General features: G+C 54.7%; 16 protein-coding genes. 10 read left to right on the forward strand and 6 right to left on the reverse strand.

The window, feature by feature from the left end; all coding sequences use genetic code 11:
- Window position 1: 1 nt before the first annotated feature.
- Window positions 2-595: a transcriptional regulator BetI gene (gene betI, locus AAIE03_RS06695; RefSeq protein WP_014593862.1), complete on the reverse strand. Its 594-nt coding sequence runs from the start codon at window positions 593-595 to the stop codon at window positions 2-4.
- 256 nt (window positions 596-851) lie between these two features.
- Here betI and AAIE03_RS06700 point away from each other — a divergent pair, with 256 nt between their 5' ends.
- The 3 genes from AAIE03_RS06700 to AAIE03_RS06710 all read left to right on the forward strand — a co-directional run bounded on the left by AAIE03_RS06700 (window position 852) and on the right by AAIE03_RS06710 (window position 4,696).
- Window positions 852-2,882, forward strand: coding sequence for a choline transporter (locus AAIE03_RS06700; RefSeq protein WP_014593861.1), 2,031 nt, complete (start codon window positions 852-854; stop codon window positions 2,880-2,882).
- 131 nt (window positions 2,883-3,013) lie between these two features.
- Window positions 3,014-4,381, forward strand: a complete 1,368-nt coding sequence (locus AAIE03_RS06705) for an MFS transporter (protein ID WP_498562889.1) — start codon at window positions 3,014-3,016, stop codon at window positions 4,379-4,381.
- A gap of 96 nt (window positions 4,382-4,477) precedes the next feature.
- Window positions 4,478-4,696 (forward strand): DUF1272 domain-containing protein, encoded by a 219-nt coding sequence (locus AAIE03_RS06710; RefSeq protein WP_013026040.1) that lies wholly within the window; start codon window positions 4,478-4,480, stop codon window positions 4,694-4,696.
- A 148-nt stretch (window positions 4,697-4,844) separates the two neighbouring features.
- Here AAIE03_RS06710 and rsmF read toward each other — a convergent pair whose 3' ends face one another.
- The 3 genes from rsmF to yebS all read right to left on the reverse strand — a co-directional run bounded on the left by rsmF (window position 4,845) and on the right by yebS (window position 10,202).
- Window positions 4,845-6,272 carry a 16S rRNA (cytosine(1407)-C(5))-methyltransferase RsmF gene (gene rsmF / locus AAIE03_RS06715; RefSeq protein ID WP_498562890.1) on the reverse strand — a complete coding sequence of 476 codons (1,428 nt, stop codon included), beginning with the start codon at window positions 6,270-6,272 and terminating at the stop codon, window positions 4,845-4,847.
- A 77-nt stretch (window positions 6,273-6,349) separates the two neighbouring features.
- Window positions 6,350-8,989 carry a PqiB family protein gene (locus AAIE03_RS06720; RefSeq protein WP_498562891.1) on the reverse strand — a complete coding sequence of 880 codons (2,640 nt, stop codon included), beginning with the start codon at window positions 8,987-8,989 and terminating at the stop codon, window positions 6,350-6,352.
- On the reverse strand, window positions 8,958-10,202 hold the full coding sequence (gene yebS / locus AAIE03_RS06725) for a membrane integrity lipid transport subunit YebS (RefSeq protein WP_498562892.1): 1,245 nt from the start codon (window positions 10,200-10,202) through the stop codon (window positions 8,958-8,960). The genes AAIE03_RS06720 and yebS overlap by 32 nt, the downstream gene beginning before the upstream one ends.
- 211 nt (window positions 10,203-10,413) lie before the next feature.
- Here yebS and AAIE03_RS06730 point away from each other — a divergent pair, with 211 nt between their 5' ends.
- From AAIE03_RS06730 to htpX, 4 genes are all read left to right on the forward strand, one after another.
- Complete coding sequence (locus tag AAIE03_RS06730) at window positions 10,414-10,914, forward strand: free L-methionine (R)-S-oxide reductase MsrC (RefSeq protein WP_013026036.1); 501 nt, start codon at window positions 10,414-10,416, stop codon at window positions 10,912-10,914.
- 96 nt (window positions 10,915-11,010) lie between these two features.
- Entirely contained in the window at window positions 11,011-11,712 is a 702-nt protein-coding gene (gene proQ / locus AAIE03_RS06735) for an RNA chaperone ProQ (protein WP_013026035.1), read from the forward strand.
- 19 nt (window positions 11,713-11,731) lie between these two features.
- On the forward strand, window positions 11,732-13,777 hold the full coding sequence (prc, locus tag AAIE03_RS06740; protein WP_498562893.1) for a carboxy terminal-processing peptidase: 2,046 nt from the start codon (window positions 11,732-11,734) through the stop codon (window positions 13,775-13,777).
- Window positions 13,778-14,027: 250 nt separating this feature from the next.
- The gene (gene htpX / locus AAIE03_RS06745; RefSeq protein WP_013026033.1) at window positions 14,028-14,909 is read left to right on the forward strand and encodes a protease HtpX; all 882 of its coding nucleotides are present in this window, start codon (window positions 14,028-14,030) and stop codon (window positions 14,907-14,909) included.
- Between the two features lie 51 nt (window positions 14,910-14,960).
- Here the strand turns inward: htpX and AAIE03_RS06750 are convergent, their stop codons facing one another.
- Window positions 14,961-16,322 (reverse strand): MFS transporter, encoded by a 1,362-nt coding sequence (locus AAIE03_RS06750; RefSeq protein WP_015700193.1) that lies wholly within the window; start codon window positions 16,320-16,322, stop codon window positions 14,961-14,963.
- A 185-nt stretch (window positions 16,323-16,507) separates the two neighbouring features.
- Between AAIE03_RS06750 and kdgR the strand changes: the two genes are divergently transcribed.
- Window positions 16,508-17,302 carry a DNA-binding transcriptional regulator KdgR gene (gene kdgR, locus AAIE03_RS06755; RefSeq protein WP_013026031.1) on the forward strand — a complete coding sequence of 265 codons (795 nt, stop codon included), beginning with the start codon at window positions 16,508-16,510 and terminating at the stop codon, window positions 17,300-17,302.
- A 30-nt stretch (window positions 17,303-17,332) separates the two neighbouring features.
- Here kdgR and AAIE03_RS06760 read toward each other — a convergent pair whose 3' ends face one another.
- Window positions 17,333-17,569, reverse strand: a complete 237-nt coding sequence (locus AAIE03_RS06760) for a YobH family protein (protein WP_013026030.1) — start codon at window positions 17,567-17,569, stop codon at window positions 17,333-17,335.
- 221 nt (window positions 17,570-17,790) lie between these two features.
- On the opposite strand from AAIE03_RS06760, the gene AAIE03_RS06765 reads away from it, so the two are divergent.
- Together AAIE03_RS06765 and AAIE03_RS06770 are read left to right on the forward strand one after the other, a co-directional pair.
- A complete protein-coding gene (locus AAIE03_RS06765; RefSeq protein ID WP_033765958.1) occupies window positions 17,791-18,063 on the forward strand; it encodes a YebO family protein in 273 nt (90 codons plus the stop codon).
- An 18-nt stretch (window positions 18,064-18,081) separates the two neighbouring features.
- A complete protein-coding gene (locus AAIE03_RS06770; protein WP_072138808.1) occupies window positions 18,082-19,086 on the forward strand; it encodes an MBL fold metallo-hydrolase in 1,005 nt (334 codons plus the stop codon).
- Window positions 19,087-19,127 lie beyond the last annotated feature (41 nt).

The raw sequence follows: 19,127 nt of genomic DNA on the forward strand, positions 1-19,127 counted from the left end.
GTTACTCGTGTTCGCCAGCTAACTGCTGACGAATGAATTGGGTGGTCAGTGTTCGGGCGGTGGCGGCGTCAAACGGCTTGCCACTCAACGCGGCGCGTAACCACAGACCATCGATCATGGCCGCCAGCCCGTACGCGGCAAGACGGGCCTTTTCCTTTGGTAACTGGCGGCGAAATTCAACCGCTAAAGAGGAAAACAACCGCCGGTGGCTGACCCGTTCCAGACGTTTGAGCTGCGGCTGATGCATGCTGCTCGACCAGAAATCAAGCCAGGCTTTCATTACCGCACGTTCGATCTGACTTTCGTCGAAGTTGCCGTCAACGATAGCGCGTAGCCGGACCTCTGCGGAGGCCTCTGTCAGGGACGCCAGTCGACTCGCGACCGCCTCACGTAGCTGACGCGTCACATCGCGCATGGTGGCTTCCAGCAGGCCGTTCTTATCCTTGAAGTAATGACTGATGATGCCCGTTGAAACCCCTGCGCGCCGTGCAATCTGGGCAATGGTGGCATCATTAATACCCACCTCATTAATTGTTCCCAGCGTTGCATCGATCAGCTGCCGACGTCGTATTGGCTGCATCCCTACCTTTGGCATGACTCTCACTCCAGCCTGAAACCGAACCCCTATTTAAACTTTTTTTGATTGGATGTTCAATATAAATAGAATCCTTGTTAGGATGATGTGTCCTAAAAGTTGAGTAAGTGAAGCGGTAAGTGTGGCAGATTTGCTAGTTTTGACCAGAATGTAACAGCAGGAAACGAAGCGTAAAAACACACGACGCCGGGACGCCGGATTATCCAAACAGGATGATCCCTTGCAAAATTTACACGCCAACAACCAGAGGTAAACGATGACGAGTCCACCTAGTAGTGAAAAAGACAGAATCAATCCTGTAGTGTTTTATACATCGGCGGGATTGATTCTGACCTTTTCACTCATCACCATTTTGTTCAGTAACGAAGCCGCAGGCTGGATCCTCAAGGCAGTCAACTGGGTATCTTCCGCGTTCGGCTGGTATTACATGCTGGCGGCCACGCTCTACATTGTGTTTGTGATTTACATGGCCTGTTCCCGTTTCGGCTCAATCAAGCTGGGGCCGGAGCAGTCAAAGCCAGAGTTTAGTGTGCTGAGCTGGTCGGCGATGCTGTTTGCTGCCGGTATCGGTATCGACCTGATGTTTTTCTCGGTAGCCGAACCTGTTTCGCAATATATGCAGCCGCCGGAAGGTGCAGGGCAGACTATGGAGGCGGCCCGCCAGGCGATGGTCTGGACGCTGTTCCATTACGGCTTAACCGGGTGGTCAATGTATGCCCTGATGGGGATTGCGCTTGGCTACTTCAGCTACCGGTATAATCTGCCGCTCACCATTCGTTCGGCGCTGTATCCCATTTTTGGCAAGCGCATCAACGGGCCGATTGGGCACACGGTTGATATCGCCGCCGTTATCGGCACGATTTTCGGTATAGCCACCACGCTTGGCATCGGTGTTGTGCAGCTCAATTACGGGCTGAAAGTGTTGTTTGATATTCCGGAAGGGTTAACTGCCCAGACCGCGCTGATCGTTTTATCGGTGGTTATCGCCACCATTTCAGTGACCTCCGGTGTGGACAAAGGTATCCGTATTCTGTCGGAACTGAATGTCGCCCTGGCGCTCTGCCTGATTCTGTTTGTTCTGTTTGCAGGCAACACCAGTTTCCTGCTGAATGCGCTGGTGCTTAACGTGGGAGACTACATCAACCGCTTTATGGGCATGACGCTGAACACCTTTGCCTTTGACCGGCCAACGCAGTGGATGAACAGCTGGACGCTGTTTTTCTGGGCCTGGTGGGTTGCCTGGTCTCCGTTCGTCGGCCTGTTCCTGGCGCGTATCTCTCGCGGCCGTACCATCCGTGAATTCGTTCTGGGTACGCTGGTGATTCCTTTTACCTTTACGCTGCTGTGGCTGTCCGTATTCGGTAACGCGGCCCTGTATGAAATTATTCACGGCGACGCCGGTTTTGCACAGGAAGTCATGACGCACGCCGAACGTGGCTTCTACAGCCTGCTGGCGCAGTATCCGGCGTTTAAGCTGAGCGCATCGGTCGCCACCATTACCGGCATGTTGTTCTACGTCACCTCAGCGGATTCCGGATCGCTGGTGTTAGGTAACTTCACCTCAAAGTTGAAAGACATTAACAGTGATGCCCCCAACTGGCTGCGTATTTTCTGGTCGGTAGCCATCGGCGTCCTGACGTTAAGTATGCTGATGACCAACGGCATTACCGCGCTGCAAAACACGACGGTTATCATGGGGCTGCCATTTAGCTTCGTGATCTTCTTTGTGATGGCGGGGTTGTATAAATCACTTAAGGTTGAAGATTACCGCCGCGCCAGTGCTTCACGGGAAACTGCACCCTATCTGGCCCATGCGACCGATCGTCTGACCTGGAAAAAACGCCTGTCGCGCCTGATGAACTATCCTGGCTCGCGTTACACGCTGAAGATGATGGAAGAAACTCTCTTCCCCGCCATGCAGGAAGTGGCGAAAGAGCTGGAGCTGCGCGGGGCTAAGGTGACGCTGGACAGGGTTGCGGCCAATGACGAACATCCCCTGGGTTATCTGGACCTGCGGGTGCAACTGGGCGAGGAGCAGGATTTCCTCTATCAGGTCTGGCCTCAGCAGTACTCTATACCGGGCTTTACCTACCGCGCGCGTAGCGGAAAATCGACCTATTACCGGCTGGAAACCTTCCTGTTGGAAGGCAGTCAGGGCAATGACCTGATGGACTACAGCAAAGAACAGGTGATTATTGATATCCTCGATCAATACGAACGCCATCTTAACTTTATCCATCTTCATCGTGAGGCACCGGGAAACAGTATTACCTTCCCTAACGCCTGAGTCAGCAGCCCGTAAGCCATGTGGTTTACGGGCTTTTTTTATAGTCGGAATTGTCCCGACCTAAACCGTGACAAAATCAACTATGGTTAACTCTGACAGGACACTGACCAACGGGGTAGACAGGGAGTCGTATGCGAAAAATACTCAGAACATTTCTGCCGCTTTATACCACGACGCTGTTAATGCTGCTGGGTTCGGGCCTGCTGACCACCTATGTGTCACTTCGCCTGGCGCATGAAGCGGTAAACGGTGCCTTAATCGGCGCGATTATTGCCGCCTATTACATTGGCCTGGTCATTGGTGGGAAAGTGGGACACAACCTGATTGCCCGCGTCGGCCATATTCGCGCTTACGTCGCCTGCGCCGGGATTATCACCGCCTCGGTAATAGGGCACGGGCTGACGGACTTTATACCGCTGTGGGTTTTCCTGCGTCTGATTATCGGCCTGTGCATGATGTGTCAGTACATGGTGCTGGAGAGCTGGCTCAATGACCAGGCGGAATCTTCCCAGCGCGGCCTGATTTTTGGCTTCTATATGGTGGCGACCTACCTTGGCTTAAGCAGCGGTCAGGTGGTGCTGACGTTGCAAAGCGGGTTTGGTATTAACACGCTCCTGATCGTGGCGCTCTGCTTTGCGCTTTGTCTGGTGCCCATTGCGCTGACGACGCGCACGCACGTCCGCCCCATGTCGCCTGCACCGATGGAGCTGGGCTATTTCATTCGCACCATTCCTAAGTTGCTCAGTACCACCCTGTTAACCGGCATGGTGGTCGGCGCGTTCTATGGTCTGGCGCCGGTCTATGCCAGCAGCAAAGGGTTCAGTGACGCGCAGACCGGTATCTTTATGAGCCTGACCATCTTCGCCGGACTCGTCTCGCAGTTTCCGCTCAGCTGGCTGTCCGATCGCTATGACCGTCAGCGGCTGCTGTTTTATATCTCACTGGTTTTAATGCTGGCCTGTTTGCCGCTGGTCTTGCTGCCAAATCTTCCCTTTAACTGGGTACTGGGTATCGCGTTTGTCGCCAGCATGGTGCAGTTTGCGCTTTATCCTTTACAGGTTGCCCTGGCTAACGATCAGGTGGCTGCCGAGCAGCGCGTTTCCCTGACGGCCTGTCTGCTGATGGCATTTGGCATCGGGGCCAGCATCGGTCCCTTACTGGTGGGTACATTGATGCAGCCCTTCGGCAGCAATCTGCTCTATCTGTTCTTCACCCTGTGTACGCTGCTGATTGCCGCACTGAGCTTCATGAAAACGCCGCAGCCGTTACCCACCACCGAAGTACCCCTGCCGCACGTGGTGTTGCCAGACAGCCTGGCGACATCGCCTTTAGGCGCGGCGCTTAATCCGGTGCTGGAAGACGAGGCGATTCAGGCGGCGATGGTCAACAGTGATGAGATAAACGAGGACGAGGAAGGCGGTGAAGATGATGGAGGGGACGAGAATGATGATGACCCTGCCACGAATAAGACGCTGAATCAGTCATCTCCGCCCCGATGAACAACGGCCCTGAACGTGCCGCTGGCACGATGAAAATCCTCGACAAGGTGCGCGGGTTTTGTCACGCTGAAAGCCGAAATCGCGGAGGAAGATGCCATGCTGGAACTGCGCCCTAACTGTGAACGCTGTGATATTGATTTGCCTGCGGCATCCCACGATGCGCGCATCTGTTCGTTCGAGTGCACGTTTTGCGCCGCCTGCGCTGAGCAGCACCTTAAAGGGCGGTGTCCGAACTGTGGCGGTGAACTGGTCCGGCGTCCTGTCCGGCCTGCCGCTAAGCTGCTGACGCACCCGGCCAAAACGCGTCCCGCCTGAGGTCATGACATCACAACGCCGGGTTCTGCCGGCGTTCTTCCGTTCTCATTACCGCCTGTCTTGCCCGCTAACCACCACGAATCACCCCTTTTGCAGGGTGAAAATGGGATGATTTGGTGACAGTGTCACAAAAATGCGAGTGGGGCGGTTACCGGAACAGCCTGCCGTCGCGCACCAGCTCGCGCGGATAGCTGTTTTTAATACGGCTGCCAACACGTTTAGCCAGCCCGAGCGGCTGATCCTGATAGGTCACTATCATTTCATCCCGCGTGGGGACGCTTTCAGGATAAATATCGCGACCGCGATACCACTCTTCAGCTTCAGCTTCGTTTAGCGCAAACGTCTGATCGGGGCGCGGGGAGGCAAGGGCAATGACGGCCTCGTGTTGCCAGCGATAGCCTTTCGCAAAGGTTTCGGCCAGCTTCAGGCCAATCCGCGAGAAACGGACCTTACCTAACAGCGGTGTCACACCGGCCGGGAACAGCCAGATCTCCTTATCGCGCTGCCAGAGCTGAAGGTTGTCATCCCACTGAATCGCCACCTGCGCCGCCGACTGTACAATCTCGCTTTCCAGTTTGCGACTGACGTGGCTGAACGGCAGCTTACCGACTTTATAGGTGGGCTCAGGTAGCCGTGTGACAGAGACGGTTTTACGCAAGCAGGCGACAAAGAACCCTTCGCTGTCGAACAGGTGCGGGAAAACGTGAAGATAACCTTCAGGTGTCGCGGCCCGCTCCGCCCCGGCAAACAACCCATTCAACGGGGCGATTTCAACGGCGTCCGGATAGCGCGCCAGCAGCCAGGCGACAACCTGTTGGTTCTCAATCTGATTAAGCGTACAGGTAGAGTAAACCAGCGTACCGCCGGGCTTGAGGGCGTGGAACGCGCTTTCGATAAGGTCGCGTTGAGTCTGCGCGATAGTCTGCGTGCTGGTCAGCGACCAGTTTTTCAGGGCATCAGCATCTTTACGCATGACGCCTTCACCCGAGCAGGGCGCGTCCAGCAAAATGGCATCAAACTGTTCCGGCAGCGCAGGCCCAAAGACGCGGGCATCAAAGTGGGTCAGGGCGCTGTTGGTTACGCCGCAACGGGTTATGTTGGCATGAAGCACTTTGACCCGGCTGGCGGAAAACTCGTTGGCCAGAATAACGCCCCGGTTGTGCATGCAGGCAGCAATCTGGGTGGTCTTGGATCCGGGGGCAGCAGCCATATCCATGACGCTCATGGCATCGGGCTGGGCCGCAAACAGTGCTGTCACCGGCAGCATTGAGCTGGCTTCCTGGATATAAAACAGGCCGCTCAGATGCTCCGCAACGCTGCCCAGCGGCAGGCTTTCGTCCTCGCGATTGATCCAGAATCCTTCCGCACACCAGGGAACCGGCGTCAACTGCCAGCCGTAATGCGCGGTTTGTGTCAGAAAGTCACTAACGCCGATCTTTAAGGTGTTAACGCGCAGGCTGCGACGTAATGGCTGCAGGCTGATGTCAATAAACTGCTGCAGGTCAGTATCATCGGGCAAGCTCTGGCGTATCAGATCGAGGAATTCGGCAGGGAAGTGTGAGGCGGAGTCGGACACGGATAAGTTCTCTTTGAGGCAAAGGCGGCAGTGTAGCACGCCAAAAGAAAACGGGCAGCCTGGGCTGCCCGTATGGCTTAAGGTTGATTCGGGTCGGGGATCGCCGTTCCCCAGTTACGCCAGTCTTTAGGCGGTTCATCCTGCAGCAGGAAGTGTTTGTTTGACGTTGCCTGAGGTGCCAGCGGCACGGTCGGCGGCGTAGCAAACTGAATACCGCCACGGATAAACTGCTGGAAGGTGCCGGTTTTCACCACGCCACCAATCAGGCCAAAGTCCAGGTTATAGCCCGAGGCCAGCCAGAACACCGAATTGTTGCGGACCAGGTGCTGGTATTTCTTACTGATACGCAGCGCGATTTGTACGCGGTCTGCCATATTCCCCAGCGATGTACCGGTCACCGTGCCCACTTCTACCCCGCGGAACAGCACTGGCGTACCCAGCGACAGGGAACCCGCTTCGGTCGCATCCACATAGATGTTCAGGCCGTTAAGGTAACGTGAATCCGTAATGGTGCTTTCCTGCAGCTCAAAGGTGCGCGCGCCACGGCCTTTACCCGGATCGACGTTGACATAAGGCTGGAGGATCGTTTCCAGATGATTTACACCTGCGGCAGAAATTTCTGGCGATACCACCGAGAAACGGCTGTCGACGCGGGCAAAACTCTGCACATATTCAGGGTAGAGTACGGCCTTCGCCACCACCTGATTGTTGTCATCGCTCAGCGACAGCGACTCGATTTGTCCCACGTTGATACCGAGGTAACGAATGGGCATGCCGGCGGACAGCTTGCTGGCGTCATAGGTATGTAACGTAATCTGGCTACCCACGGCCCGTGCAGCCGTTTCAGACGGATAAAGCACGCGCTTCGCGCCTTTATCAATTTTCGCGCCCGTCAGGTTGTCGAAGCTAATGGCGCCTTTCAACGCCCGGTTTAGCGGCGAGGCCTGCACGGTTAACCCACTGCCGTTAAGCTGAACGCGTGCGCCGCCTTCTGCCCAGAACACACTTTCAGCAGAGAGCAGTTTGCGGTATTCCGGTTTGATGTGGACCGCGATATCAAACGCATCAGCGCGCGGGGTGACTTGCGTAATTTCACCGACCTGGAATTTACGATAGAGCACAATTGAGCCGGCCTGAACGTCTGGCAGGCTTTTCGCCGTCAGCATCAGCGTGGTGGATGGGCCATCGCCGGTAATGCCTTCTTCCGCGCGTTCAGCATCGGCAAAGAGGGGATAGGCCGTCTTAGGTGCGCCTTGTTTACCCGGCTCCAGACGAATACCGCCATCGACCCACTCGCGGGCGCTGGCGCCCAGCACCTGCATGCCATCCAGGCCGAATTTCACGTCAAGGCGACTGTTCACAATGAATTTACTGTCGCCGTGGACCAGTTGGCGCTGGTCAGGATTGACCGCGACAACAAAATTAACGCCGTTTGCATCCAGATCCCGGGAAATTACCTGACCAATTTTTAGTCCGTGCAACATCAGGGGTTGGCCGGCATCGATGCCGTAGCTTTCGGGGGCGCTCAGTTTCACGGTGAGAACATTGGGTTGCTGCAGCAGCGTTTTATTGGGTGCGACCACCGTAAAATGCTGCTGCGGTGCACCATCGCCAGGCACCAGCTCAAAGGTGTTACCGGTCAGCAGGCTGCTCAGGCTGGTATCCGTGAGGCTGAGTTTGGGGCTGCGCATCTCAATACGCGTGCCTTCACGCATCAGTCCCACGACAGAGGGATCGATCGTCATCTCACCGGTCACTTTACCGCCATCCTGCAGATTCAGTTTGGTCAGGGTGCCGACTTCTAAGCCCTGATACATCAGCGGCGTACGGTTGGCTGAGAGATTATCCCCGCTGGGCAGATCCAGCGATATCAGCACGCCCCGCTGGCTGTGAGCCAGGTCGGGATAGAGCTGATAGTTCTGATCGGTTTTGGCGGCTTCCGCGCCCTCAGGCGAGTCAAAGGCGATAGCGCCGTTGACTAAGGCTGACAGGCTTTCAAGCTGTATTCTGGCCCCGCTCAGGCTGACGTCTGCATTCATTCCTGACACATTCCAGAAGCGGCTGCTGGTTTTCACCAGGTTCACGAAGCGCCGCTCAATCAGGACGTCAATCGACACGCCGTTGTTCTGATTGTTAATGCTGTAATCGTAGACCCGGCCCACCGGGATTTTGCGGTAATACACTAACGAGCCGGTGTTCAACGAGCCGAGGTCGGATGAATGCAGGTGAATCATGAGCTCACCGGTATTCACGCGGTATTTCGGTTGGGTATCCAGCGCGGTAAAGGTGTCACTTTCTTTACCATCGCCTGGCATCATGCCGATGTAGTTACCCCCCACCAGCGCATCCAGACCGGAAACCCCCGCCAGTGAGGCTTTTGGGGTGACCAGCCAGAACTGCGTATTTTCACGCAGCGCATCGCGCATGTCGCTCTTAATGCTGGCCTTGATCTGAATCTTTTTGTAGTCGTCGCTAAGATTGATGCCCTGCACAGTACCGACTTCCACGCCCTGATAGCGGATAGGCGTGCGGCCGGGCACGATGCCATCGGCCGTCTGGAAATTGATGGTGATGGTCGTGCCGCGCTCTTGAAAATTGGTCCAAAGCAGCCAGCCCGCAATCAGCATTGCGATAATGGGCAGAAGCCAAAAAGGTGAAATTTTACGCTTGTTGCGCAGCGTAGCATTAGTCGGTGTAGTCGGCGTTTCCTGTTGCATGTGCATCCCAGAGCAGGCGGCTATCCAGCCACTCAACGGCCATAATGGTCAGGATCACTGCCGCGCCAAAATAAAACGCAGCGGGTCCCATGGTAAAAGCCAGTAGTTGATCGCGATTGACCAACGACATGGTTAGTGAAATGACAAACAGATCCAGCATAGACCAGCGTCCAACCCAGGTCACAAAACGTAGTAGACGAATGCGGGTTTTCAGGCCCTGTTCGCAGCGGAAATGGATACTGAGCAGCAGCGCCAGCATCACCAGCACTTTGGTGAAGGGAACCAGAATACTGGCGATAAACACCACGGCTGCGACGGGCACGTTACCGGATGCCAGAGACAGGATGCCGGAGAAGATCGTGTCTTCACGGCGCGATCCGTTCAGGTACACCACCGAAATCGGCAACAGATTGGCGGGAATCAGCAGCACAATTGACGCGATAAGGGCGGACCAGGACTTTTGTAAGCTGTGGCGGCGTCGAAAATCAAGCGGCGTATGACAGCGCGCGCAGCGGCCGCGGGTGTCAGGAATATCGGTGTAGTGGCAGTTAAGGCAGACCTGAAGATCGTCACGCCGCGTCACCCGGTGCGACTGGGGATAAAAGTGCTCCCAAAGCTGCTCCATGTTCAGATGAATCAACGTAATGACGCTCAGCACGGTTAGCGCCACATAGGCGACCAGCCCATAGCCTAATTCGAGGTCGGCGTAATCCTGGACTTTTATGGAGGCGACGGCGATGCCAATCAAAAAAATATCCAGCATCACCCACTCTTTGAGCTTATCGAGCATCAGCAGCACCGGGCGCAGATTCATCCCTAAACGCTCACCCAGGGCCAGATAGCCAATGCCTGCCACCAGCGTCACCGGCGCGCCGATAGTACAGAACGCCACCATCGAGGCGGTCAGGACATTGCCCTGTAGCGTCATCTGAACGATACCTTCCAGTACGCTGGCGTCAATGCGCATGCCCAGCAGGCGAATGTCGATAAGCGGCATGCTAAAAGCAAAAGGCATCAGCACCAGCATCGTGGCCGCCATCGCCAGCAGACGTGTCATTGACCAGTCGCGGCCGCTCACAATTTGCGCGTTGCAGCGGGGACAGTGGGCTGACTGATACGATTTCACATCTGGTAAGGAAAAAAGGGTATCGCATTGCGGACAACGCTGATAACGTGCCTGAGGCAATGTCTGGCTGATAGCGTGAATTTTCATAAATTAGTGCATGTTTCGCTTATTGTGATTAACGCAAAGGGTCAGTAAGACATCGCCTGGGTACCTGTCTCGGGTATCACGCTTCGATCCACAGAATGTTAAGGTTATAGTAACTAACGCTATGATTCACCTTATGGCTATGGATTTTTAGTGCTTATTTTTAACAAGCGGAGTGGTTAGCCGCTCGGATGTCACTGGTAACGGTTGAATAATGAACAAAACTGCCTTTTACGCCGATTTAGATCGCGATATGCGCGCCTTACTGGCGGGAGAAACGGCGTTCCTCGCTGCAATGGGTAATTTTAGCGCGCTGTTGTATGAACGTCTCGAAGGCGTGAACTGGGCAGGTTTCTACCTGCTAACGGAAGCCGATACGCTGGTTCTGGGCCCGTTCCAGGGGAAAATCGCCTGCGTGCGCATTCCCGTGGGCAAAGGGGTTTGCGGCACCGCACTGGCGCAACAACAGGTGCAGCGTGTTGATGATGTCCATGCTTTCCCTGGCCATATCGCCTGCGATGCCGCCAGTAATGCAGAAATTGTGATTCCTCTGAAAATAAACGGTCAGGTTGTCGGCGTACTGGATATCGACAGTGTGGAATACAATCGCTTTGATAGTGAAGATGAAAAAGGGCTGGTCGCCTTGACTAACGGGCTTTGCGACGTGCTCGCGAACAGTGACTTAGAAAAATATTTGCAGCTGACGCGTAGCTAATCGACTGGATTGCATGGCATTTGGCGATGTTGTCATTATAATGTCGCCTGTTCATGCCTGCTCTGGTCGGCAAACCCGTAGTAATCAGGAAATTTCATGGAAAATCAACCTAAGTTGAATAGCAGTAAAGAAGTCATTAGCTTTCTGGCGGAGCGCTTTCCGCACTGCTTTAGCGCTGAAGGCGAAGCGCGTCCGCTCAAAATCGGTATCTTTCAGGATCTGGTAGAGCGCGTTCAGGGCGAAATGAACCTGAGCAAGACGCAGTTGCGTTCGGCCTTGCGTCTTTATACCTCTAGCTGGCGCTATTTGTACGGTATCAAAGCGGGTGCCACCCGTGTGGATCTCGATGGAAACCCCTGTGGTGTTCTTGATGAGCAGCACGTGGAGCATGCCCGTAAGCAACTCGAAGATGCCAAGGCGCGTGTTCAGGCACAGCGTGACCAGCAGCGAGCCGCTCGTCGCGAAGCCGGTGAAGGCGAAGAGGGTGCCAGCGCACCACGTCGCCCACGCAAGCCTGCTCCGCGTAAACCGGCAGAAGGTGAGGCCGCGCGTAAGCCGCGTCCACAGTCTGCTGAGCGTCCTACTGCATCGCAGAATCGCAAACCGGCACCACGCCCGGAGCAGCAGGCTAAACCCATCACTGATACCTCAACTTTGCAACCCGGCCAGAGTATTAAAGTTAAAGCAGGCAAAAGTGCGATGGACGCAACCGTTCTGGAAGTGTCGAAAGACGGCGTCCGGGTACAGCTCGCTTCCGGCATGGCAATGATTGTGCGCGCAGAACATTTGCAGTTCTGAAACGGAGGCTGACCCCGGCATGAACACCCTTTTAAAAGTTGGATTGATTGCGGGCCTGCTGTTGTCAGGCCCTTCCTTTGCGGCCGAGAACATTACACGTGCCGATCAAATTCCACAGCTGCATGAAGATCCGCAGGATGCGACGGTAAGCGAGCGCGTGACGTCGCGTTTTACCCGTTCTCACTATCGTCAGTTCGATCTTGACGGCGCCTTCTCGGCCAAGATTTTTGACCGCTATCTCAATATGCTCGACTACAGCCACAACGTGTTGCTGGCGTCGGACGTTGCACAGTTTGCCAGCAAGAAGACGCAACTGGGTGATGAGCTGCGTAGCGGTAAGCTGGATATTTTTTACGATCTTTATAATCTGGCGCAAAAACGCCGCTTTGAGCGCTATCAGTATGCGCTTACGGTGCTGGCGCGTCCGATGAACTTTACCGGCAATGACACCATCGATATTGACCGTTCTAAAGCGCCCTGGCCGAAAGACCAGAGTGAGTTGAATGCGCTGTGGGACGCCAAGGTCAAATACGATGAGCTGAGCCTTAAACTCGCCGGTAAAGACGAAAAAGAAATCCGTGAAGTGCTGATCAAACGTTATAACTTTGCCATCCGTCGTCTGGCGCAAAGCAACAGTGAAGATGTATTCCAGCTGGCAATGAACGCTTTTGCCCACGAAATCGATCCGCACACCAACTACCTTTCACCGCGTAATACGGAGCAGTTCAACACCGAAATGAGCCTGTCGCTCGAAGGGATTGGTGCCGTGTTGCAGATGGATGATGACTATACCGTTATCAACTCTATGGTGGCCGGTGGTCCGGCGGCGAAAAGTAAAGCGATCACCGTTGGCGACCGCATCGTCGGCGTCGGTGAGCCTGGCAAGCCAATGGAAGACGTTATCGGCTGGCGCCTGGATGATGTGGTCGCCAAAATCAAAGGGCCGAAAGGCAGCAAGGTTCGCCTTGAGATTCTGCCTGCTGGCAAAGGCACTAAGACCCGTATTGTGACCTTAACGCGTGAGAAAATCCGTCTGGAAGATCGCGCGGTTAAAATGAGCATTCACACTGTCGGTAAAGAAAAAGTCGGCGTGCTCGATATTCCTGGCTTCTACGTTGGCCTGACCGATGATGTCAAAGTGCAGTTGCAGAAGCTGCAAAAGCAGAACGTTGACAGCATCGTCATCGATCTGCGTACCAACGGCGGCGGCGCACTGACCGAGGCGGTTTCGCTTTCTGGCTTGTTTATTCCAAGTGGCCCGGTTGTTCAGGTCCGTGATAACAATGGCCACGTGCGTCAGGATAGCGACAACGACGGCATTGTTTATTACAAAGGCCCGCTGGTGGTGCTGGTTGACCGCTTCAGTGCTTCTGCATCAGAAATTTTTGCAGCGGCAATGCAGGATTATGGTCGTGCGCTGATCGTCGGCGAGCCCACCTTTGGTAAAGGCACCGTTCAACAGTACCGGTCACTGAACCGCATTTACGATCAGATGCTGCGTCCGGAATGGCCTGCGCTGGGTTCGGTGCAGTATACGATTCAGAAGTTTTATCGTATCAATGGCGGCAGTACGCAGCGCAAAGGCGTGACGCCGGACCTGTTGATGCCAACCGGTGTTGAAGCGGCGGAAACGGGCGAGAAGTTCGAGGACAATGCGTTACCGTGGGACAGCATTACGGCCGCGACCTACACCCGCACAGGTGATGTCAAGGCGCTGGCGCCACAGCTGACCAAAGAGCACGATGAGCGCATCGCTAAGGATCGCGAGTTCCAGTACATCATGAAGGACATCGCCCGCTTTAACGCCATGAAAGACAAGCGCAACATTGTGTCGCTCAATCTTGCCCAGCGCGAGAAAGAGAACCACGAGGAAGATGCGCTACGTCTGGAACGCATTAACGCGCGCTATCAGGCTGAAGGTAAAAAGCCGCTGAAGAGCCTTGATGATTTGCCGAAAGACTATAAAGAGCCCGATCCTTATCTGGATGAAACGGTAAAAATTGCCAATGACCTGGCGCAGCTGGAGAAATCCTCACCTGAGGCACCGGCAGCCAAAACCAACTAACGGCATAACCCGGGTTATCCAAAGCACCGCCCAGCGCGGTGCTTTTTTTTATCATTAATTTGGCAGTGATAAGCGTCGTTAATGTGTTCGTCTGAGCGGTTTCCGACAGGTTGCGCGAAAGGTTGTGTCATATTGTAAAGTTATGTCTTTTTAGACACTTAAACGTTAAGGTCGCTTGAAAACCCGCACAATGCTCATAGGATATGTATCCGCGCATGAGCGCATGAACTACTGAGGAAGATTAACCGTTATGATGCGTATTGCTCTTTTCCTGCTGACCAACCTGGCTGTGATGTTGGTATTCGGGCTGATTCTCAGCCTGACAGGAATCCAGTCAAGCAGTGTTCAGGGCCTGATGATAATGGCAGGCTTGTTTGGCTTCGGCGGTGCGTTTGTCTCACTGCTGATGTCGAAGTGGATGGCGCTACGTTCAGTTGGCGGTGAAGTGATTGAGCAACCGCGCAACGAAACCGAGCGCTGGTTAATTGACACGATTGGCCGACAGGCACAGCAGGTCGGTATTGCTATGCCCCAGGTCGCTATCTATCACGCGCCGGATATCAACGCGTTTGCAACCGGTGCGCGGCGTAATGCCTCGCTGGTGGCGGTTTCTACTGGCCTGCTACAAAACATGAGTCGTGATGAAGCGGAGGCGGTGCTGGCGCACGAGGTGGCGCACATTGCGAATGGCGACATGATCACCATGACGCTGATTCAGGGTGTGGTGAACACCTTTGTTATCTTTGTGTCGCGTATCCTGGCACAGATTGCGGCGGGCTTTATGTCCGGCAACCGTGATGGCGAGGAGAGCAGCAACGGAAATCCGCTGGTCTACTTTGCTGTCTCGATGGTGCTTGAACTGGTATTCGGTATTCTGGCCAGCATCATCACGATGTGGTTTTCACGTCATCGTGAATTCCATGCCGATGCCGGCTCGGCCAAACTGGTGGGGCGCGAAAAAATGATTGCGGCTTTGCAGCGTCTGAAAACCAGCTATGAGCCGCAGGAACCCAGCAGCATGATGGCGTTTTGTATTAACGGAAAAGGAAAATCATTTAGCGAACTCTTTATGTCGCATCCACCGTTAGATAAACGTATCGAAGCGCTGCGCAGCGGTGAATACCTGAAGTAACCCTCACGAAAAAGGCGACGGCAACGTCGCCTTTTTTTTTTATCGCTGAACTCAGGCTTTCATTCGTGACAGGCTGAGAAGGGCGGCGACGGTAGAGAATCCTCCCGCTAATAACAGCGAGGCATGGGTTCCACCATTTCCCATCAGATTGAACATCAGCGCGACCAGCGCCGCGCCGCTGCTCTGGCCCAGTAATCGCGCCGTGCCTAACATACCGCTGGCACCGCCGCTGCGGTTGCGCGGCGCAGCAGTGACGATTGTATGGTTGTTTGGCGACTGAAACAGGCCAAAACCGGCTCCGCACAGCATCATGCGCCAGATAATATCCATGTCGTCAGGTTGGGCAGGCAGCCGGGCCAGCAGTAACAGCCCGCTGGCAAACAGTGCCAGACCAATGCCGCCGAGCAGACCGGCATGGACCCGCTCAATCAAACGGCCCGCAATGGGTGAAAGCAGCATGGTAGCAAGAGGCCAGGGCGTCAGCAGCAGGCCTGTTGCGACTTCATCGCGACCCAGTACGCTTTGCAGATAAAAAGGCAGAGAGACCATCGCCAGCATTTGTGCACAGAAAGAGCAGACGGAAGTGCAGATCGACAGCGCGAAAATGGGAATACGCAGCAAGTCAACCGGCAGCAGCGGCACCTCCATCCTTAACTGACGACGGATAAAGAAATAACCGACCAGGATGATCACCACAATTTCGCTGGCGATCAGCCAGTGGGGCTGTCCCTGCGCAAATCCCCCCAGAGCCGAAATCAACAGCCCGAAAAAAAGCGCATTCATCACCGCACTGGTGATATCGAACTTCTGGGTTTTTGCCCGTTGTGGGTTATCGGGCAGATAACGCAACGCCAACCAGAGTGTCACTGCACCCAGCGGCAGGTTAATCAGAAATAACCAACGCCAGCTGGCAACAGAAAGAATGGCTGCCGCGACGGTGGGACCGGCAGCGGTTGAGATCGCCACCAGCAGTGCATTGATGGCAATGCCCCGACCCAGATAGCGAGGAGGATAGATAATGCGTATCAGCGCTGTATTAACGCTCATGACCGCAGCACCGCCAAGCCCCTGCAAGACACGCGCAACGGTCAGCATCGTCAGCGTGGATGACAGCGCGCAGAACACCGATGTCGCGGCAAAGACCACCAGGCCGAACTGATAAACGCGGCGGTATCCAACGATATCGCCCAAAAAGGACAGCGACAGCAGTGAAGCCACAATCGCGATCTGATAGGCGTTAATGACCCAGACCGACTGGGCCGGGCTGGCCTGCAGCTCACGTGAAATGGTTGGGAGAGCCACATTGGCAATTGAGCCGTCTAACACCGCCATGATGAGGCCAATGGCGATTGTCAGAATAGCCCAGTACCGTTGTGGCACAGGAAGTCCGCCGTCAGAAGAAGAGAGTGACATAGAGGCTAATATTAAAGAGTGTGAATATCATCATGCTAATCAATTGGCGGACAAAATGCACCGCGCCGGAATGAAAAATATATTTTACAGATGTTACAGACCTTGAAAGTTTGCCGGAGCGAGGCGCCGCAATCTATACTGCAACCCCGTTCCGTTTTTTTTGAAACACGTATTCAAGGTGAGCAATGGTTCCTGATTCAAAGGACAAACAACCTGATTCTGTCTCTTCGGTGCAAAAGGTGTTTGGCATTTTGCAGGCCTTAAGCGAAGAGCGCGATCATGGTATTACCGAACTGGCTCAGCGGCTGATGATGTCTAAAAGCACCGTTTACCGTTTCCTGCAAACCATGAAATCACTGGGCTATGTCGCCCAGGAAGGGGAAAGCGAAAAATACTCACTGACGTTAAAACTGTTTGAGGTGGGATCGAAAGCGCTGCAGAACATTGACCTGATCCGCAGTGCCGATGTGCAGATGCGTGAACTGTCCCGGTTAACCAAAGAAACCATCCATCTGGGCGCGCTGGACGAGGACAGTATTGTCTATGTCCATAAGATCGATTCGCTGTATAACCTGCGCATGTCGTCACGTATTGGCCGCCGCAATCCGCTGCACTCAACCGCGCTGGGTAAAGTGTTACTGGCGTGGCGCAGTCGGGAAGACATTAACGACATTTTGCAGCGGATAACCTTTACCATTAATACCGCGAATACGCTTTCTGACGCCGGCGCGCTTATTGACGTCCTGAGTCAGGTCAGGAAGCAGGGTTATGGTGAGGATAATGAAGAGCAGGAAGAGGGCGTTTGCTGCATCGCCGTGCCCATTTTCGATCGTTTCGGCGTGGCCGTCGCGGGGCTGAGTATCTCTTTTCCTACGCTGCGCTTCCCGGCATCGAACAAGCACACTTACGTGGCAATGCTGCATGAGGCGGGACGCCGTCTTTCCGCTGAGCTTGGTTACCACGATTACCCTTTAAACTGAAAAAGCGGGCCGTGGCCCGCTTCAGTGCGATCAGTTATCAATCACGTCGCCACTCTTTTTCAACAGCGGGCAGTCGGTAACGCCCACGACGCCGCTGTCGGTGTGCAGATATTGTGCCGTGATCATGCCCCGTGCGGTCAGGTAGTTACACTTCAGGCCCAGACCTGCGGCATTCTTGTTACTTCCGGCCAGCACGCCATATCCGGTAAACAGCATGGCCAGCCAGATGATTCCCACAACAACAATTGCCCGAATGAACAGTTTCATTGTATCTCCTTATGATACCCAACGCAGTGTTCCAGTGACTGCTGCTTAACATGATGTACAGGGGCAGCATGCCTCGCTTTTAAAAGGGATGCGATCAGAGATAACTGAAAGAAGCAGATTGATACACATCATTTACGTCACCATTATCTTTTACTGCGCCACAGGGTAGAATGGCGGGTCGTCCCCTTTATTGTGATTTCACCTGGTATCTTGAGGCAGTTATGAATGAGTTAGCCGCTAATGCGGGTCCTGTGGTCAGCTTTGGCGTGATGGGAATCGTGCTGATTGTGGCATTGATGCTATGGTTCTATGTTAACCGCGCCAGCGTTCGGGCAAATGAACAGATTGCGTTGCTGGCGTCACTGTTAGAAGAGCAAAAGAAACAAAACGCGCTGCTTAAGCGGCTGATCGAGAAGCAAACGGGTGCCGCCGAGCAAAAAGCGGAAGAGCAGGCGGAAAGCAATGATTTTATTCGCCTGATCCCGGAACGTTAAATTCTGCATGGAGGCCGGATGGCCTGGAAAAATCCCTGGTATGACAGCAGTAAACCCCATCATACGCCGGAGGGGTTTCGCAACCCTGAACCTGATATGCGCCAACAGGGTGACCTGAAGCGCTGGCGTAAGGAACGTAAAGCGCAGGGATTACCGCATCCGCCTCAGCAGGGCTATGATGGTTTTAGGGCGCAGTGGTGGCAACCCGTCGACCTGAGCGGTGACGACGATCGCATCTGGTGGCTGGGCCATGCTGCGCTGCTGTTGCGGCTGAATCAACGCTATATTCTGATTGACCCCGCACTTTCCCGGCGGGCATCGCCATTGCCGTTTCTGGGGCCGGAACGCAAAACCCCTTCGCCGCTGACGATCGACCAGTTGCCACATCTGGATTACGTGTTGATCTCCCACAGCCATTACGATCATCTGGATAAGCCGACCATCAAGCAGATCGTACGCCACTTTCCAGAGGCGGTTTTTGTGGTTCCGCTGGGTCTGGCAGACTGGTGTCACCGCCGTGGCGTGAAGCAGGTGCATCAGCTTGACTGGTGGCAGCAGAAAGCCTTCGAGGGTATTCAGTTTCATGCGGTTCCGGCCCGCCACTGGAGTATGCGCACGTTAACTGACCGCAACCGGTCATTGTGGTGCGGCTGGGTCATCCACACCGCGTCGCTGCGCTTTTGGTTCTCGGGGGACAGTGGCTACACTGAAAACCTTCATGCAATTGCCGCGCGTCTCGGGCCGTTTAATCTTGCCGCGCTGCCCGTCGGTGCCTATGAACCCCGCTGGTTTATGGCGGGGCAACATATGGATCCTCAACAGGCGGTGTCGCTCTGGCATGCAATAGGGCAGCCTCTCACGATCCCTGTTCACTGGGGCGTCTTTGAACTTGCTGATGAATCGCTGGATGCGCCCCCGGCAGAATTGCTGCGGGTCTTACAACAACGTGGGGAAGCAAGCAGGCATTTTACGCCCTGGCAGATAGGCGAGAGCCGCAGCCTGAGCTATATCGACCAGGCGTAGTCAGAGGTAATAACCTTTCCTTCTGACGCCACGGGATTCTG

The sequence above is a fragment of the Pantoea sp. Ae19-2 genome (assembly GCF_059801205.1).

Bases quoted from the DNA above. Each gene is read 5' to 3' on its own strand.
- betI (WP_014593862.1), bottom strand. From the start codon at position 595: ATGCCAAAGGTAGGGATGCAGCCAATACGACGTCGGCAGCTGATCGAT.
- AAIE03_RS06700 (WP_014593861.1), top strand. From the start codon at position 852: ATGACGAGTCCACCTAGTAGTGAAAAAGACAGAATCAATCCTGTAGTG.
- AAIE03_RS06705 (WP_498562889.1), top strand. From the start codon at position 3,014: ATGCGAAAAATACTCAGAACATTTCTGCCGCTTTATACCACGACGCTG.
- AAIE03_RS06710 (WP_013026040.1), top strand. From the start codon at position 4,478: ATGCTGGAACTGCGCCCTAACTGTGAACGCTGTGATATTGATTTGCCT.
- AAIE03_RS06720 (WP_498562891.1), bottom strand. From the start codon at position 8,989: ATGCAACAGGAAACGCCGACTACACCGACTAATGCTACGCTGCGCAAC.
- yebS (WP_498562892.1), bottom strand. From the start codon at position 10,202: ATGAAAATTCACGCTATCAGCCAGACATTGCCTCAGGCACGTTATCAG.
- AAIE03_RS06730 (WP_013026036.1), top strand. From the start codon at position 10,414: ATGAACAAAACTGCCTTTTACGCCGATTTAGATCGCGATATGCGCGCC.
- proQ (WP_013026035.1), top strand. From the start codon at position 11,011: ATGGAAAATCAACCTAAGTTGAATAGCAGTAAAGAAGTCATTAGCTTT.
- prc (WP_498562893.1), top strand. From the start codon at position 11,732: ATGAACACCCTTTTAAAAGTTGGATTGATTGCGGGCCTGCTGTTGTCA.
- htpX (WP_013026033.1), top strand. From the start codon at position 14,028: ATGATGCGTATTGCTCTTTTCCTGCTGACCAACCTGGCTGTGATGTTG.
- AAIE03_RS06750 (WP_015700193.1), bottom strand. From the start codon at position 16,322: ATGTCACTCTCTTCTTCTGACGGCGGACTTCCTGTGCCACAACGGTAC.
- kdgR (WP_013026031.1), top strand. From the start codon at position 16,508: ATGGTTCCTGATTCAAAGGACAAACAACCTGATTCTGTCTCTTCGGTG.
- AAIE03_RS06760 (WP_013026030.1), bottom strand. From the start codon at position 17,569: ATGAAACTGTTCATTCGGGCAATTGTTGTTGTGGGAATCATCTGGCTG.
- AAIE03_RS06765 (WP_033765958.1), top strand. From the start codon at position 17,791: ATGAATGAGTTAGCCGCTAATGCGGGTCCTGTGGTCAGCTTTGGCGTG.
- AAIE03_RS06770 (WP_072138808.1), top strand. From the start codon at position 18,082: ATGGCCTGGAAAAATCCCTGGTATGACAGCAGTAAACCCCATCATACG.